The sequence below is a fragment of the Delftia lacustris genome (assembly GCF_040267515.1).
Lineage (GTDB): Bacteria > Pseudomonadota > Gammaproteobacteria > Burkholderiales > Burkholderiaceae_C > Comamonas > Comamonas tsuruhatensis.
Window position 1 is genome coordinate 4,051,985 of record NZ_CP141274.1, and the last position, 14,544, is coordinate 4,066,528.

A 14,544-nucleotide genomic window follows, 5' to 3' on the forward strand; every position below is an offset into this window, starting at 1 on the left:
GCAAGCTTGCCCGGTTGCGCATGAAGCCGGGGCGTCGCACGTCAGTTTCATTCAGGAACTATAGCTACATCGCCTGATCCCACGCGCTTTCCCCGGGCTTGCGCCGGAAAGTCTTCGCGCGCCAGCCTTTCTCAAACGAAAGGAGACCTGTTCCCGTGTCTTGCAACAAAAGCCGTGCCGCCCGCTGGATGGCCGCAGCCGCCACCGCCCTCGCCGTCCTCACCACCACCCTGGCCCCGGCCGCCGCCCATGCGCGCGAGTTCGTCAGCGTCAAGGGCGCCAGCGTCAATGTGCGGCAGCAGCCCACCACGCGCTCGGCCACGCTGTGGGAACTGGGCAAGGGCTATCCGCTGCAGGTGGTGCAGCGCAAGGGCCAGTGGCTGCGCGTCAGGGACAACGAGAGCACGCTGGGCTGGGTGCATGCGCCGCTGACCGGCAAGACCCCGCACATGGTGGTGACCGGGCGCACCGCCAATCTGCGCGCAGGCCCGGGCCAGAAACACCGCGTGGTGGGCAAGCTGGCTGAGCTGGAGGTGGTGCGCACGCTCAAGAAGCAGGGCTCCTGGGCGCATGTCCAGCGCGACAACGGCCAAAAGGGCTGGGTGGCGCGCAGCCTGACCTGGGGCTGGTGAACCAGGCGCTGCGCCGAACGTTCAGCCGTTGACCACGACCTGCGCGCGCGGCGCATAGCCGTGGTTCAGCGGACCGTGGCCGGCGCCCGTGAACACATCGGCACCGGCCGCAATCGCGCCCAGGATGTACTCGCGCGCCTGGGCCACGGCCGCCTCCAGCGGCAGGCCCAGCGCCAGGTGCGAGGCAATCGCCGAAGACAGCGTGCAGCCCGTGCCATGGCCGTTGTGCGTGGCAATGCGCTGCGACTGCAGGCGCAGCCGCTGGCCGTTGCCATGGCCCAGCAGGTCTACCACCAGATCGCCGGACAGATGCCCGCCCTTGAGCAATGCGGCCGGCGCGCCCAGCGCCAGCAGTTCCTGCACGGCGCCGTCCAGTGCGTCTATGCCATCAATGGAGTGGCCCAGCAGCAGCGCCGCCTCGTCCAGATTGGGCGTGACCACGGTGGCCAGGGGGAACAGTTCGCGCACCAGCACGGAGGCGGTTTCCGGCGCGATCAGCCGGTCGCCGCTGGTGGCCACCATCACGGGGTCGAGCACCACGTTGCGCAGCTGGTGGCGGCGGATGGCATCGGCCACCACCTGCACCACCTCGGGCGTGGCCAGCATGCCGATCTTGACGGCGTCGGCGCCGATGTCCTCGACCACCGCATCGATCTGGCCGCGCAGTATGTCCACGGGAATGCCGTGGATGCCGCTGACGCCCAGCGTGTTCTGCACGGTGATGGCCGTGATGGCCGTCATGCCGTAGCAGCCCAGGGCGCTGCAGGTCTTGAGGTCGGCCTGTATGCCGGCGCCGCCGCCGCTGTCGGAGCCCGCGATGATGAGCACGCGTGCATAGCGCTTGCGCGCGGCGGGAGCCGGTTCGGTGGATGCGGCGGTCGAAGGGGAGTGGTCGGCAGTCATGGGCGAAAATTATCACCCATGCGCATGGTCAATACCGGCAGCTGCGGGATGTGCTGTAATGCCTGCTGACGGACGAAACAGGGGTGTCCCGTCGGTGAAACAGGGCCTGGCCCGCCTCACCGATGCGTGACTGAGAAACACCCTGGGGCCCCGGGGCGACCAGCCCCCTGCCGCACAAGCCTGCACCACAGGCACCTTGCCGCGCAGCGCCCCTGCACCCGATCCAGGTCATGCTGGCGTGGGGAGTTTCAATCAATCGGGGTGGTACGCCGCGTTTTGTCCAGCACATGCCCTGTGCGCGGACAGCCGGCCGGCAGTCCCACGGGCATGGGCGCACTTGACCACCAGATGCACATGTCCGTTCTACAAGCTTCTTCCCGCATCGCCATTCTGGGCGGCGGCCTCATGGGCCGGCTGCTGGCATTGGCGCTGGCCCGTCGCGGCCACGGCATTGCCGTATATGACGCCCACGGCCCCGAAGGCGATGGCGCAGCGGCCCGCGTGGCCGCCGCCATGCTCGCGCCCCTGGCCGAATCGGCCATCACCGAGCCCGGCGTGGTGCGCATGGGCCAGCACGGCCTGACGCGCTGGCCCGAACTGCTGGCCCAGCTCGATGCGCCCGTGTTCTTCCAGCAAAACGGCACCCTCATCCTCTGGCACCGCCAGGACGCGGGCGATGCCCAGCGCTTTTTCGGCCTGCTGGAGAAAAACCGCCGCATCAACCCCAGCCTTCCCGCGCTGCAGCCGCTGGCCGACCAGGCCCTGCACGACTGCGAGCCCGCGCTTGAGCGGCGCTTTGCCCAGGCCATGTACCTGCAGGGCGAAGGCCAGCTGGACAACCGCCAGCTGCTGGCCGCGCTCCACGCCACGCTGACCCGCCTGGGCGTGGAGCAGCACTGGAACCAGCCGCGCGAGCTGGCCGACTTCCGTCCCGGCACGCCGGGCCAGCCCGACTGGGTGCTGGACTGCCGGGGCCTGGGCGCACGCGGCCAGTGGCCTGCGCTGCGCGGCGTGCGCGGCGAGGTGGTGCGCATCCATGCGCCCGAGGTCACGCTGCAGCGGCCCACGCGCCTGATCCATCCGCGCTACCCGATCTACATTGCGCCCAAGGAGGACCACCTCTTCGTCATCGGCGCCACCGAGATCGAGTCCGACGACATGTCGCCGGCCAGCGTGCGCTCCACGCTGGAGCTGCTGAGTGCCGCCTACACCGTGCATCCGGGTTTTGCCGAGGGCCGCATCGTCGAGATCGCCACCCAGTGCCGCCCCACCCTGCCCGACAATCTGCCGGCCGTGCGCTGGAGCGCGCCGCGCGTGATGGAGGTCAACGGCCTGTACCGCCATGGCTTCATGATCGCGCCGGCCATGCTGGACGTGGTGCTGGAGCTGCTCGACAGCGGTGATTCCGAACTGGCCCGCCGCTTCGATGTTGCCGTCGAGCATGCGCCATCGCAGCACAAGGCAGCCGCCTGAACGGCACGCACGGCACTTTCACGCACAACAGACCGGACATGCATGCAGGGCCGACAAGACCGGCCCTGCCTAAGATCGAACAAGCCCCCGTACCCGCCTTTCGTTTCCCCTCAGCCGCCATGAACATCACCATCAACCAGCAAGCGACCGAACTGAGCGACGGAGCCACCGTGGCCGACGCGCTGGCCCAGCTTGCGCCGCGCCCGCCCTTTGCCGTGGCCATCAACACCGTCTTCGTGCCCAAGGCCCGCTATGCCGAACAGGCGCTGAACGACGGCGACCGCCTCGAAGTGATCTCGCCGGTGACCGGCGGCTGATGCCCCATCCGACTCTCCCATTGCCTCACGCCATGACGACTTCCGCCCCTTCCTCCGACGACAGCTTGGTCCTGTACGGCCAGCGCTTTGACAGCCGCCTGCTGCTGGGCACCTCCCGCTACCCCTCGCCCGCCGTGCTGGAAGCTGCCGTGCAGCGTGCCCGCCCCGCCATGGTCACGGCCTCGCTGCGCCGCCAGGGCAGCAATGCCGCCGAGACCGGTGCCAGCTTCTGGGAATTGCTCAAGAAGCTGGCCGTGCCCGTGCTGCCCAACACGGCCGGCTGCATGACCGTGCAGGAAGCCGTGACCACGGCCCAGATGGCACGCGAAGTCTTCGAGACCCCCTGGATCAAGCTGGAGCTGATCGGCGACGACTACACCCTGCAACCCGACACGCTGAACCTGGTCGAGGCCGCCTCCATCCTCATCAAGGACGGCTTCCAGGTCCTGCCCTACACCACCGAGGACCTGGTGCTGTGCCAGCGCCTGGTGGATGTGGGCTGCCAGGCCGTCATGCCCTGGGCAGCGCCCATCGGCACGGGCCGCGGCCCCGTCAACCCCTATGCCATGCAGACGCTGCGCGAGCGCCTGAAGGTGCCGCTGATCGTGGATGCGGGCCTGGGCCGCCCCTCGCACGCCTGCCAGGTCATGGAATGGGGCTATGACGCCGTGCTGCTGAACACGGCCGTGGCCTTGTCCGAAGATCCCGTCGCCATGGCCGGCGCCTTCGCCGACGCCGTGAACGCCGGCCACGCCGCCCTCCGCGCCGGCGCCATGGCCGAGCAATCGGCCGCCCAGCCCAGCACGCCCGTGCTGGGCACGCCGTTCTGGCACCACGGCTGAGGAGACCGGCCATGAGCAACGACTCCATCCAGTCCTGGGCAGATGCCATCGTGCGCCTGCACGGCGCCACCTTTGCCCCTGAAGGCTCCGCCCTGCCCTCGCAGCCCGTGCCGCAGGCACAGCGCCAGGAGCCGGCCTATATTGCGGCGCTGCAGGCCTGCAGCGCCCTGGGTTTCATCGCCATCGACGCCGAGACGCTGGCCTGTGCCTGGCAGGCGCAGACGCTGCGCAGGGGCCGCTTCGAGGCCACGCTATGGCCCGACGATCCGCGCGACTTCGGCCTGGAGGGCGCCGATCCCGCACTGGCCTTCCCGGAGTGCCCAAGGTCCCTGGGCCTGTACGGCGTGCTGCCCGACGCGCAATGGGTGGGCCGCATGGCCCGCGCCGGTGTGCCCACCGTGCAATTGCGCTTCAAGTCCGAGGACCGCGACGCCATCGCGCGCGAAGTGCGCGCCGCCGTGGCCGCCGTGGAAGGTACGGGCGCCCTGCTCTTCATCAACGACCACTGGCGCGAGGCCATCGATGCCGGCGCCTATGGCGTGCATGTGGGCCAGGAGGACCTGGACGCGCTGGCCGGCGCCGACTTGCAGGCCATCCACGCCTCGGGCCTGCGCCTGGGCGTGAGCACGCATGGCTATGCCGAAATGGTGCGCGCCCATGCCGTGCAGCCCAGCTACATCGCGCTGGGCGCCGTCTTTCCCACCACGCTCAAGAAAATGGCCACGGCTCCGCAGGGCCTGGCGCGCCTGGGCGCCTATGTGCGCCTGATGCAGCGCTATCCGCTGGTGGCCATCGGCGGCATCTCGGCCGACCAATTCCCGGCCGTGCGCGCCACGGGCGTGGGCTCGGTGGCCGTGGTGCGGGCACTGGTCAATGCCGAGGACCCGGAAGCGGCGGCGCAGCAGTTGCTTGCCAGCATGCAGGCTGCGAACTGATCCTTTGCGGGACCACACATCAAAAAAGGGAGCATCTGCTCCCTTTTTTGCATGTGCACCTGGCTCAGTCCTTGGACGGCTCCTTGCCGTCACCCTGCGGCGACGGAGCCTGTGGCGTGGTCCGAAAGGCCGGGTCGGTCTCGCGCGACAGCAGCATGTCCACCGAGCGGCTCAAGGGCTCGTCCAGGCCGCGGTGATCGCGAAGGGTTTCGGGCGGTTGCAGTTCCCAGTTCTCCAGCGCCAGATCCATGCTCAGCGGAGCCTTGAGATTGTGCTCGCTGAAGCCCACGGGGCCTGAGCCGGGCGCCGACAGCACCACGGGCGGAAAGCGCGAAGGCACGTCCACCGTGGGCAGTTCATCCTCGCCCAGCGCGGTGAGGTCTATGTCCAGCAGCGGTGCCGCCGCATCGTGGATGAAGGACGGCGTCTCGCTCAGCGGAACGGCACGCACCTGGCCGGCAGGCAGCTGGCCTGCCTGATCCAGGTCGAAGTCCAGCGGCTGCATTTCAAACTGCAGCGGCGCGGACAGGGAGTCCGGCGCGCGGCTGTCGGCAGCCTTCTCACCGGCTGTACCGGAGACCGTGGACAGCGCCTGCGTGTCCATGGGCGTGAACTCCAGGCCCGGATCCTGCGGCGCCAGGGAAGAGGCAGCCTGCTGCGGTGCGGCCTCTACCGGAGGCGGTTGCAGCTCGGCCATCCAATCCACATCCATGAAGGCGGCAGCGGCGGCCGGTGCAGGAGCGGGTTCCGCGGCCGATGCGAGGACGGCTGCGCCGGCCGTGGCTGCGCCGGCTGCGGCCGTGCCCGCCACCATGCGCGGCGTGGTGCGCTCGCGCGGGCCGGGCTCGCCGCGCGTTCCGGCGGGCGAGGTGCGCGCGATGGACAGCAGCAGCAGCAGGTCATCGAAAGCGGCCAGGTCGAAGGGGGCAGGCGCATCGGGGTCGGGTGCACCGTCCTGCTTGAACAGGTAGTGCGCCAGGCAGTCCTCGACCTCGTCCACAGGCCACAGCGCCTCGATGCGTGCCAGCTGCTCGGGATAGCCCTGCAGCAGGCTGCTGCCCTTGTCGGTGAAGCCCGGCATGGCCGGCACGCGGGCGTTGAAATGCTTGGCAAAGCGGGCGCGCAGCTGGTCGAAGTCGTCTCGGCGGCTCAGCGTGTAGTACAGGTGCAGCAGCTCCAGATAGGCCAGCGGCGAGGAATCCTCATGCGTGGCGATGTGCGAGCGCAGCAGCTCGATGGCCTGCTGGTGCTCGCCCACCGAGATGAAGAATTCCGCCTGCTGCTGCACGTCGAACATTTCGCCGGGCTGCACCATGCGCCGGGCCTTGATGGCCTCGGGCGCAGGCGAGCGCGCTGCGGTCTTCTCGCCCTCCGGCTCGGGCAGCTCGGCCTGCACGGACACAGGCACGGGAATGGTGGCCGGGCCGAAATCGCCGGGGTCCACGTCCTCATGCAGCTCGTACGTCACGCCAGGGCGCATCTGCGCGCCGCGCTGCACATAGGGCGAGGCCAGCGTATCCGGGCCACGGCGATCATCCGGCGACGGCGCAGGCCGGTGTTCACGCAGGCTGGGTGCCATGGGCCGCGTGGGCCGATGGGGGTCCAGGGAATGCGGCAGGGTGTTGATCCCGTCATCGTGCGAATGCGGCGGGCTCGACGGCACGGGGTCCTGCGACGAACGCTCCACCGATTCCCGCCAGGCATCCGGCTCGCGCGAGAACAGCGAGGCGCCCGAGCGCATTTTCCAGGCCATCCATGCGATCACGGCCACGGCGGCGATCAGCGCCAGCAGCAGCGCATTGAACAGCCACGACGAGCCGCCCGACTCCTGGCGCATGGCCTCCAGTTCGGCCCGTAGCTGGGCCAGTTGCCCACGGTCGGCGGTGTCGCGCTTCTTGAAGGCCGCCATTTCGGCCTCCAGCGCCTGCACGCGCTTGTTGGCCTCGGCCAGCTGCTCGCTGCCCGCATCGAACATGGGAGCCGCAGATGCGGCGCCGCCTTCGGGTGTCCCGGGTGTTCCGGCTGCGCCAGCGGCGCCCGGGGTGCCGCCCGTGCCCAGCCATTCCTCCACCGGCTCCATGCGCAGGCGCGGTTCTATGCGCAGGCCCGCCTGCAACTGCCCGGCCTGGGCCTGGGCGGTCACGCCCACGGGCGGCCTGGATTTCTCGGCCGCCGCCTTGGGTTTGGCCTGGGGCCTTGGCTGTGTCTTTGGCTTGGACTGGGGTTTCGGTTCCTTGGCAACGGGCACCGCTGCGGACCTGGAATCGGCCCGGGCGCTGCGGCCAGCGGCCGGGCGGGAGGAAGTCGAAGATGGGTCGGAAGCAGCACCCGCTGCCCCCGCTGCACCTGCAGCACCGGAGCCCGCAGCCGCCAGCGCCGGCTGGGCTGCCGCCAGCTCCCGCACATTGATGGGCTGATTGCCCGTGGCATCCACCGACTCGGGCAGCTGCGCCAACAGCGTGTAGCTGCGGCTGATGCCGCCGCCTTCGCAGCCGGCCCAGAGCTTGAGCGTCACCACAGGCTCGTCCACTGTGTAGCTGGCCTGCACACGAACGGCCTTGCCCGATGTGGTCGGGCTGACGCGCACACGCGAGGATTCGATGGGCCTGTCACCGGCCAGAAGCTCGGCGCGCACGCAGGAGCTGCCGGCGTCATTTCCGCTATCGGGCTGCAAGCCCACCACCAGGTCGAACGGAGCGCCCAGCACCACGTTGCCCCGGGGACTGCCCAACGACAATGCGGACGCGTTCCAGGCCATGGAGGACAGGGCGACGCCGAGAATGGTGCTACAAATTCTCACATCAGCCTTTCTTTGAACGCTTGCATTTTTGCATAGACACCTGTAGGACACCTCCTCTATGTACATGATCCAAAACAACATTTCTCCTATCAGGAACGTCGGATTGATAGGCGCAGGCATCATGGGGCAAGGCATTGCCCAGCTGGCCGCCCAGGCAGGCGCCGGCGTGCTGCTGCAGGACGCTCGCCCGGGCGCCGCCGCGCAAGCGCAGCAACAGCTGTTTGCGCTGTGGGACCTGCTTGAGAAGAAACAAAAAATAACAAGTGAGCAGGCCGCAGATTGCAAGGCCCGGGTGACGGTGGCGGACGGTCTCGATGCGTTCAGGAACTGCGACCTGGTGATCGAGGCCATCGTCGAGCGCATGGATGCCAAGCAGGCGCTGCTGCGCGAGCTGGAGGCCATCGTTGCGCCCGGGACCCTCATCGCCAGCAATACCTCGGCCCTGTCCATCACCACGCTGGCCACGGCGCTCGAGCACCCGCAGCGCTTTGCCGGCTTTCACTTCTTCAACCCGGCGCCGCTGATGAAGGTGGTGGAGATCGTGCGCGGCCTGGCCACGGACGAGGCCACCTGCGCCACGCTGGCGCAGTTCGCGCGCAGCTTCGGCCACACGCCCGTGCGCGCGCAGGACACGCCGGGCTTTCTGGTCAACCACCTGGGCCGCAGCTATGTGACCGAGGCGCTGCGCATCGTGCAGGAAGGCATTGCCGACTTCGCCACCATCGACCGCATCCTGCGCGAGCAGGTGGGCTTCAAGCTCGGCCCGTTCGAGCTGATGGATCTCACCGGCCTGGATGTCACCCATGCCGTGATGGAGCACATCTACCACCAGTACTACCAGGAGCCGCGCTACCGCCCCAGCCCCATTGCCGCGCAGCGCGTGGCGGCCGGCCTGCTGGGCCGCAAGACCGGCCAGGGCTTTTACCGCTATGCCGAAGGCCGCGCCGAGCAGCCTGCCGAGCCTGCCGTGCCGCAGGTGCAGACGCTGCCACCGGTCTGGGTGTCGGCACGCGCGGCCCGGCGCAACGAGATCTACCAGTTGCTCAAGAGCCTGGGCGCACGCATTGAAACCGCGCAGGCACCGACCGAGCAGGCCTTGATCCTGGTGGCGCCGCTGGGCCTGGACGTGACCACGGTGGCTGCCGTGGAGCGGCTGGACTGCACGCGCACCATGGGCATCGACATGCTGATCGCCGACGCCGACACGCGCCGCCGCGTGCTGGCCACCACGCCGGCCACGCGCACCGACATGCGCGACGCCGCCCATGCGCTTTTTGCGAGCGACGGCAAGGCCGTGAGCGTGATCCGCGACAGCGGCGGCTTCGTCACGCAGCGCGTGGTGGGCTCCATCGTCAACATCGCCAGCGACATCTGCCAGCAGGGCATCGGCAGCCCGGCCGACCTGGAAAAGGCCGTGACCCTGGGCCTGGGCTATCCCATGGGCCCGCTGGCCATGGGCGACCGCTGGGGGCCCACCAACATGCTGGAGGTCCTGTTCAACCTGCAGACCGTCTACGGCGATCCGCGCTACCGCCCCAGCCCCTGGCTGCGCCGCCGTGGCGCGCTGGGGCTGAGCCTCACGCACGAGGAGCCATAAGCCCTGCAAAGCCGGCGACCCGACGCACGACGGGTCGCCTTTTTTTCGCCGCCCTGCCCCGTTTTCGGCAGGCCCAGACACCGAAGTGACAGGCGCGCCGGCGGCATGCTGCGCCGCGGCGGTCCCACACGCGACAATGTGACCGTCATCAGTCACGCAAAAGACAGGCCATGGACGACCCGATTCTTACCATCGAAGAACGTGAAGCGATCAATTCCGGTCGCTGGTTTTCATCACTTTCTCCATCGCTTCGGCACGACATTCTTCGATGCGCTTACGTCAAACGGTTCAAAGATGGCACGCTCATCTGCGCACGCGGAGAACCGCCCGAGGAATGGATCGCCTGCGCCCGGGGTGCGGTGCGCGTGAGCTCGACCTCGATCACGGGCAAGCAGATCACGCTGGACTACGTGGAGCCGGGCATCTGGTTCGGCGACGTGGCCATCCTGGACGGGGACAAGCGCACGCACGATGCCTATGCGCACGGCGAGACCACGCTGCTGTGCGTGTCCAAGACCGACTTCAAGAAAATCCTGTCCATGCATGTGGAGTTCTCGGAAGCCATGCTGCGCCTGCATGCGCGGCGCATCCGCCAGCTCTACGGCCTGGTCGAGGACCTCAACACCCTGCCGCTGCGCGCGCGCCTGGCCAAGCAGCTGCTGCACCTGGTGCGCAGCTATGGCGTGACCAGCCTGTCGGATGGCAGCGAGATCCGCATCGGCCTGCACCTGGCGCAGGAGGAACTGGCGCAGTTGCTGGGCGCCTCGCGCCAGCGCGTGAACCAGGAACTCAAGGCCATGGAGCGCGAGAACGCCATCCGCATCGAGCCGGGCGGCCTGGTGGTCTGCGACCGCGACACGCTGCTGCGCATCGCCGCGCCCGACGCCTGAACCTGCGCGGCCCGCGCCGCGCCCCCTCCCCTTTTCTTGCACCGACCGGACGTTCGCGCCGGCCGGTGCCTTGCCGCGCCCGTGCTGCGCGGCTGTTCCCGTTTGTTGAACCGATTCTCGAACCGATCACAGGACTGACTGCCCCATGAGCACTTTCGACCATTTCGTAGGCACACGCGCCGTCTCCGACCAGCACGCATTCGACGTGCCCGCGCTCACCGCCTGGATGCAGGGCCATGTGCAGGGCTTTGCCGGCCCGCTGCAGGTGGAGATGTTCAAGGGCGGCCAGTCCAACCCCACCTACAAGCTGATCACCCCGGGACGCAGCTACGTGATGCGCTCCAAGCCCGGCCCCGTGGCCAAGCTGCTGCCCTCGGCCCATGCCATCGAGCGCGAGTTCCGCGTGATGAAGGGCCTGGCCGGCACCGACGTGCCCGTGCCCCACATGTATGCGCTGTGCGAGGACGAGTCCATCATCGGCCGCGCCTTCTACATCATGGAATGCATGGAAGGCCGCGTGCTCTGGGACCAGTCCCTGCCCGGCATGGAGCCGGCCCAGCGCGCCACCATCTACGACGAGATGAACCGCGTGATCTCGGCCCTGCACACCGTGGACTTCGCTGCCCAGGGCCTGGCCGACTACGGCAAGAGCGGCAACTACTTCGAGCGCCAGATCGGCCGCTGGAGCAAGCAGTACGTGGCCTCGGTCACCCAGCCCATCCCCGAGATGGACCAGCTCATGCAGTGGCTGCCCGCCCACATGCCGGCCAGCGCGCTGGATGCCTCGCGCGTGTCCATCGTGCACGGCGACTTCCGCCTGGACAACCTGATGTTCCACCCCACCGAGCCGCGCGTCATCGCCGTGCTGGACTGGGAGCTGTCCACCCTGGGCCACCCGCTGGCCGACTTCAGCTACCACTGCATGAGCTGGCACATCCCGGCCACGCTGGGCCGGGGCATCGCAGGCAAGGACCTGGCGGCCCTGGGCATTCCGGGCGAAGAGGAATACATCCGCCGCTACTGCGAGCGCACGGGCCTCAAGGACGTGGACACGCTGCGCGCCGACTGGAACTTCTACATGGCCTACAACATGTTCCGCATCGCGGCCATCCTGCAGGGCATCGCCAAGCGCGTGGAGGCCGGCACGGCCTCCAGCGCCCAGGCCAAGGCCTCGGGCGACACCGCCCGGCCCATGGCCGAGCTGGCCTGGTCCTTCGCCCAGCGCAGCTGAGCCATCCAGACCGCCCCCATCACTCACCGATCACCCCGTTTCCACCACAAGCGACAAGCCAAGAGAAGGAGCGCATCCATGGACTTTGAATATTCGCCCAAGACCAAGGACCTGCAGGAACGCCTGCTGAAGTTCATGGACGAGCACATCTATCCCGGCGAAAAGGACTATGCCGCCGAGATGGAAGCCAACACCGCCGCAGGCAAGCGCTGGACGCCGCTGCAGACCATCGAGAAGCTCAAGGTCAAGGCCCGGGAGCAAGGCCTGTGGAACCTGTTCCTGCCCGTGGACAGCGCCGAGGCCGCAGGCTACAAGGGCGGCGGCCTGACCAACCAGGAATACGCGCCGCTGGCCGAAATCATGGGCCGCGTGCCATGGTCCAGCGAGGTGTTCAACTGCTCGGCGCCCGACACCGGCAACATGGAGACCATTGCGCGCTACGGCAGCACCGAACTCAAGGAGCGCTGGCTCAAGCCGCTGCTGGACGGCAAGATCCGCTCGGCCTTCGCCATGACCGAGCCCGAGGTGGCCTCCTCCGACGCCACCAACATCTGCACGCGCATCGAGCGCCAGGGCGACGAGTACGTGATCAACGGCCACAAGTGGTGGATCTCGGGTGCCGGCGATCCGCGCTGCCAGGTCTTCATCACCATGGGCAAGACCGACCCCGACGCGCCCAAGCACTCGCAGCAAAGCATGATCATCGTGCCCGGCGACGCGCCCGGCATCCGCATCGTGCGTCCGCTCAACGTCATGGGCTATGACGATGCGCCGCACGGCCACATGGAGATGTACTTCGAGAACGTGCGCGTGCCCGTGGGCAACATCCTGCTGGGCGAGGGCCGTGGCTTCGAGATCGCCCAGGGCCGCCTTGGCCCCGGCCGCATCCACCACTGCATGCGCCTGATCGGCCTGGCCGAGCGCGCGCTGGAGCTGATGTGCAAGCGCGCCAGCTCGCGCATCGCCTTCGGCAAGAGCGTGGCCCAGCAGACCGTGACGCAGGAACGCATCGCCGAGGCACGCTGCCGCATCGACATGGCGCGCCTGCTCACGCTCAAGGCCGCCTGGCTGATGGACATCGCCGGCAACAAGGTGGCACGCAGCGAGATCGCCATGATCAAGGTCGTGGCCCCCAGCATGGCCTGCCAGGTCATCGACTGGGCCATGCAGGTGCACGGCGGCGGCGGCATGAGCGACGACTTCCCGCTGGCCAGCGCCTACGCCCACGCGCGCACGCTGCGCTTTGCCGACGGCCCGGACGAAGTGCACCGCAACGCCATCGCCAAGTGGGAGCTGGGCAAGTACGGCGCCTACGGCAAGGATGCCGGCGTGCCCATCACGCGCGGCAGCTGAGCAGGCTTCAAGCCTGAGGTCTCAGGCCGCACACCCGGCAGGACCGGGTGGCGGCCCTGGCCCTTCCCTCTCAGCCAGGTGGCAATGCCCCCTGGCTTTTTTGTGCCTGCCTTTCCGGCATTTCAGCGCCCATGGCAGGCGCCTCCCACCCCCCGCCCAGCGCGCGGTACAGCGCCACGCGCGCCTGCAGCTGCAGCAGGCGCTGCAGCACGGCCTCGTCCTGGGCCGCGTACAGCGTGGTCTGGGCCTGCAGCAGGGACAGCAGGCTTTCCGCCCCGGCCTTGTAGCGCAGCTCGGCCAGCGACACGGCCTGGCGGGCCTGGGCCAGCACCTCGGCCTGGGCCTCGGCCTGGGCCTTCAGGCCGTGGACGGCGTTGAGCGCCAGGTCCACATCGCCATAGGCCGCGACGATGGACTTGTAATAGCCGGCCAGCAGCTCCTCGCGCCGGGCCTGGGCGCCATCGCGCTCGGCCGCCAGCCGGCCGCCGTCGAAGATGGGGCCGGCGAGGCCAGCCAGCAGCGAATACACGGGCTCGCGCAGCCAGTCGCTGGCGCGCCCAGCGCTGGTGCCTGCACTGCCCGTAAGGGTCAGCCGGGGCCACAGCGCTACGCGGGCGGCCTGCAGGTTGGCGCTGGCGGCGGTCAGTTGCGCCTCAGCACTGGCAATGTCAGGCCGGCGCTGCAGCAGCTGCGTGGGCAGGCCTGCGCCGATCTCGGGCAGCTGCAGGGCCTGCAGCGAATCCGTGGCCAGCGCGGGGCGGCGGGCCTGGCCCAGCAGCACGGCCAGCGTGGCATCGGCATCCTCGCCCTGGCGGCGCAGCGTGGCCAGGGCCTGGCGCTGGCTGGCCACCAGGCCGCGCTGCTGGGCCAACTCCAGCTGGGTGGCGGCGCCTGCGCGCGCGCGGGACTCCACCAGGCCCAGCAGCCGCTCGGCATTGGCCACGTTGCGCGCCGCAATGGCCTGGCGCTCGCGCAGCGCCACGGCCTGCAGCCAGCCATGGGCCACCTGGGCGGTGACCGTGAGGCGCACCGTGTCCTGGTCAAACCGGCTGGCCTGCCAGGCCGCCGCCGCCGCATCGCGCGTGGCGCGGTTGCGGCCCCAGAAGTCCACCTCATACGAGGCCGTCAGCGCAGCGCCGTAGACGCTGGCCTGCCCGCCCGCCGCCTGTGCATGGTTCATGCGCTGGGCACGCAGCTCGCCATTGAGCGACGGCAGCAGCGCCGCGCCTGCCTGGCGCGTGGCCGCCTCGGCCTGGCGCACGCGGGCCATGGCGGCAGCCATGTCCAGGCTCTGGTCCTGGGCGGCCTGCACCATGCCGCCCAGCTCCGCACTGCCAAAGGCCTGCCACCACTGGGTTGAGACGGAGGCAGGGACGGCTTCGCCCTGCTGCTTCCACGAAGCGGCCAGCGCAGGCGCTGTCCTGTCCGGCACCGTCTGCTGCGCGGCGCAGCCGCCCAGCGCAGCCAGGGCCAGGGCCATGCAGCCCAGGCGCGCCGGCGCCCGGCGCATCGGCGCCCGGCGCATCGGCGCCCGGCGCGTCGGCATCGTCTTGTCGTTCATGTCTTTCATC

Annotated in this window: 12 protein-coding genes; 9 read left to right on the forward strand and 3 right to left on the reverse strand. The window is 69.1% G+C overall.

Translation table 11 applies throughout. From position 1 onward, the window contains the following. The first annotated feature begins 155 nt into the window (after positions 1-155). The gene (locus U6958_RS19905) at positions 156-632 is read left to right on the forward strand and encodes an SH3 domain-containing protein (protein WP_026062660.1); all 477 of its coding nucleotides are present in this window, start codon (positions 156-158) and stop codon (positions 630-632) included. Between the two features lie 21 nt (positions 633-653). On the opposite strand, the gene thiD is transcribed toward U6958_RS19905, so the two are convergent. Further along, positions 654-1,535, reverse strand: coding sequence for a bifunctional hydroxymethylpyrimidine kinase/phosphomethylpyrimidine kinase (gene thiD, locus U6958_RS19910; RefSeq protein ID WP_047219567.1), 882 nt, complete (start codon positions 1,533-1,535; stop codon positions 654-656). Positions 1,536-1,889: 354 nt separating this feature from the next. Here thiD and U6958_RS19915 point away from each other — a divergent pair, with 354 nt between their 5' ends. The 4 genes from U6958_RS19915 (at position 1,890) to thiE (ending at position 5,102) form a co-directional block, all read left to right on the forward strand. Continuing rightward, positions 1,890-3,008 (forward strand): FAD-dependent oxidoreductase, encoded by a 1,119-nt coding sequence (locus tag U6958_RS19915; protein ID WP_074922885.1) that lies wholly within the window; start codon positions 1,890-1,892, stop codon positions 3,006-3,008. Between the two features lie 119 nt (positions 3,009-3,127). Further along, positions 3,128-3,325, forward strand: a complete 198-nt coding sequence (gene thiS / locus U6958_RS19920) for a sulfur carrier protein ThiS (RefSeq protein ID WP_012205130.1) — start codon at positions 3,128-3,130, stop codon at positions 3,323-3,325. A gap of 32 nt (positions 3,326-3,357) precedes the next feature. Next, positions 3,358-4,167, forward strand: coding sequence for a thiazole synthase (locus tag U6958_RS19925; RefSeq protein WP_074922815.1), 810 nt, complete (start codon positions 3,358-3,360; stop codon positions 4,165-4,167). Positions 4,168-4,178: 11 nt separating this feature from the next. Next, a complete protein-coding gene (gene thiE, locus U6958_RS19930) occupies positions 4,179-5,102 on the forward strand; it encodes a thiamine phosphate synthase (protein ID WP_074922814.1) in 924 nt (307 codons plus the stop codon). Positions 5,103-5,166: 64 nt separating this feature from the next. Here thiE and U6958_RS19935 read toward each other — a convergent pair whose 3' ends face one another. Beyond that, positions 5,167-7,839 (reverse strand): FimV family protein, encoded by a 2,673-nt coding sequence (locus U6958_RS19935; protein WP_244160497.1) that lies wholly within the window; start codon positions 7,837-7,839, stop codon positions 5,167-5,169. Positions 7,840-7,960: 121 nt separating this feature from the next. Here U6958_RS19935 and U6958_RS19940 point away from each other — a divergent pair, with 121 nt between their 5' ends. The 4 genes from U6958_RS19940 (at position 7,961) to U6958_RS19955 (ending at position 12,973) form a co-directional block, all read left to right on the forward strand. Continuing rightward, positions 7,961-9,499, forward strand: coding sequence for a 3-hydroxyacyl-CoA dehydrogenase (locus U6958_RS19940; protein WP_074922812.1), 1,539 nt, complete (start codon positions 7,961-7,963; stop codon positions 9,497-9,499). 170 nt (positions 9,500-9,669) lie between these two features. Then, the gene (locus U6958_RS19945; RefSeq protein ID WP_012205125.1) at positions 9,670-10,389 is read left to right on the forward strand and encodes a Crp/Fnr family transcriptional regulator; all 720 of its coding nucleotides are present in this window, start codon (positions 9,670-9,672) and stop codon (positions 10,387-10,389) included. 145 nt (positions 10,390-10,534) lie between these two features. After that, positions 10,535-11,620: a phosphotransferase gene (locus U6958_RS19950; RefSeq protein ID WP_046238236.1), complete on the forward strand. Its 1,086-nt coding sequence runs from the start codon at positions 10,535-10,537 to the stop codon at positions 11,618-11,620. A 78-nt stretch (positions 11,621-11,698) separates the two neighbouring features. After that, a complete protein-coding gene (locus tag U6958_RS19955) occupies positions 11,699-12,973 on the forward strand; it encodes an acyl-CoA dehydrogenase family protein (RefSeq protein ID WP_016446718.1) in 1,275 nt (424 codons plus the stop codon). Positions 12,974-13,043: 70 nt separating this feature from the next. Here U6958_RS19955 and U6958_RS19960 read toward each other — a convergent pair whose 3' ends face one another. After that, complete coding sequence (locus tag U6958_RS19960) at positions 13,044-14,543, reverse strand: efflux transporter outer membrane subunit (protein ID WP_404997196.1); 1,500 nt, start codon at positions 14,541-14,543, stop codon at positions 13,044-13,046. Position 14,544 lies beyond the last annotated feature (1 nt).

What these genes read in the sequence shown, in the direction of transcription:
- thiD (WP_047219567.1), bottom strand. Translation starts at nt 1,535, where the DNA reads ATGACTGCCGACCACTCCCCTTCGACCGCCGCATCCACCGAACCGGCT.
- U6958_RS19915 (WP_074922885.1), top strand. Translation starts at nt 1,890, where the DNA reads ATGTCCGTTCTACAAGCTTCTTCCCGCATCGCCATTCTGGGCGGCGGC.
- thiS (WP_012205130.1), top strand. Translation starts at nt 3,128, where the DNA reads ATGAACATCACCATCAACCAGCAAGCGACCGAACTGAGCGACGGAGCC.
- U6958_RS19925 (WP_074922815.1), top strand. Translation starts at nt 3,358, where the DNA reads ATGACGACTTCCGCCCCTTCCTCCGACGACAGCTTGGTCCTGTACGGC.
- thiE (WP_074922814.1), top strand. Translation starts at nt 4,179, where the DNA reads ATGAGCAACGACTCCATCCAGTCCTGGGCAGATGCCATCGTGCGCCTG.
- U6958_RS19940 (WP_074922812.1), top strand. Translation starts at nt 7,961, where the DNA reads ATGTACATGATCCAAAACAACATTTCTCCTATCAGGAACGTCGGATTG.
- U6958_RS19945 (WP_012205125.1), top strand. Translation starts at nt 9,670, where the DNA reads ATGGACGACCCGATTCTTACCATCGAAGAACGTGAAGCGATCAATTCC.
- U6958_RS19950 (WP_046238236.1), top strand. Translation starts at nt 10,535, where the DNA reads ATGAGCACTTTCGACCATTTCGTAGGCACACGCGCCGTCTCCGACCAG.
- U6958_RS19955 (WP_016446718.1), top strand. Translation starts at nt 11,699, where the DNA reads ATGGACTTTGAATATTCGCCCAAGACCAAGGACCTGCAGGAACGCCTG.
- U6958_RS19960 (WP_404997196.1), bottom strand. Translation starts at nt 14,543, where the DNA reads ATGAAAGACATGAACGACAAGACGATGCCGACGCGCCGGGCGCCGATG.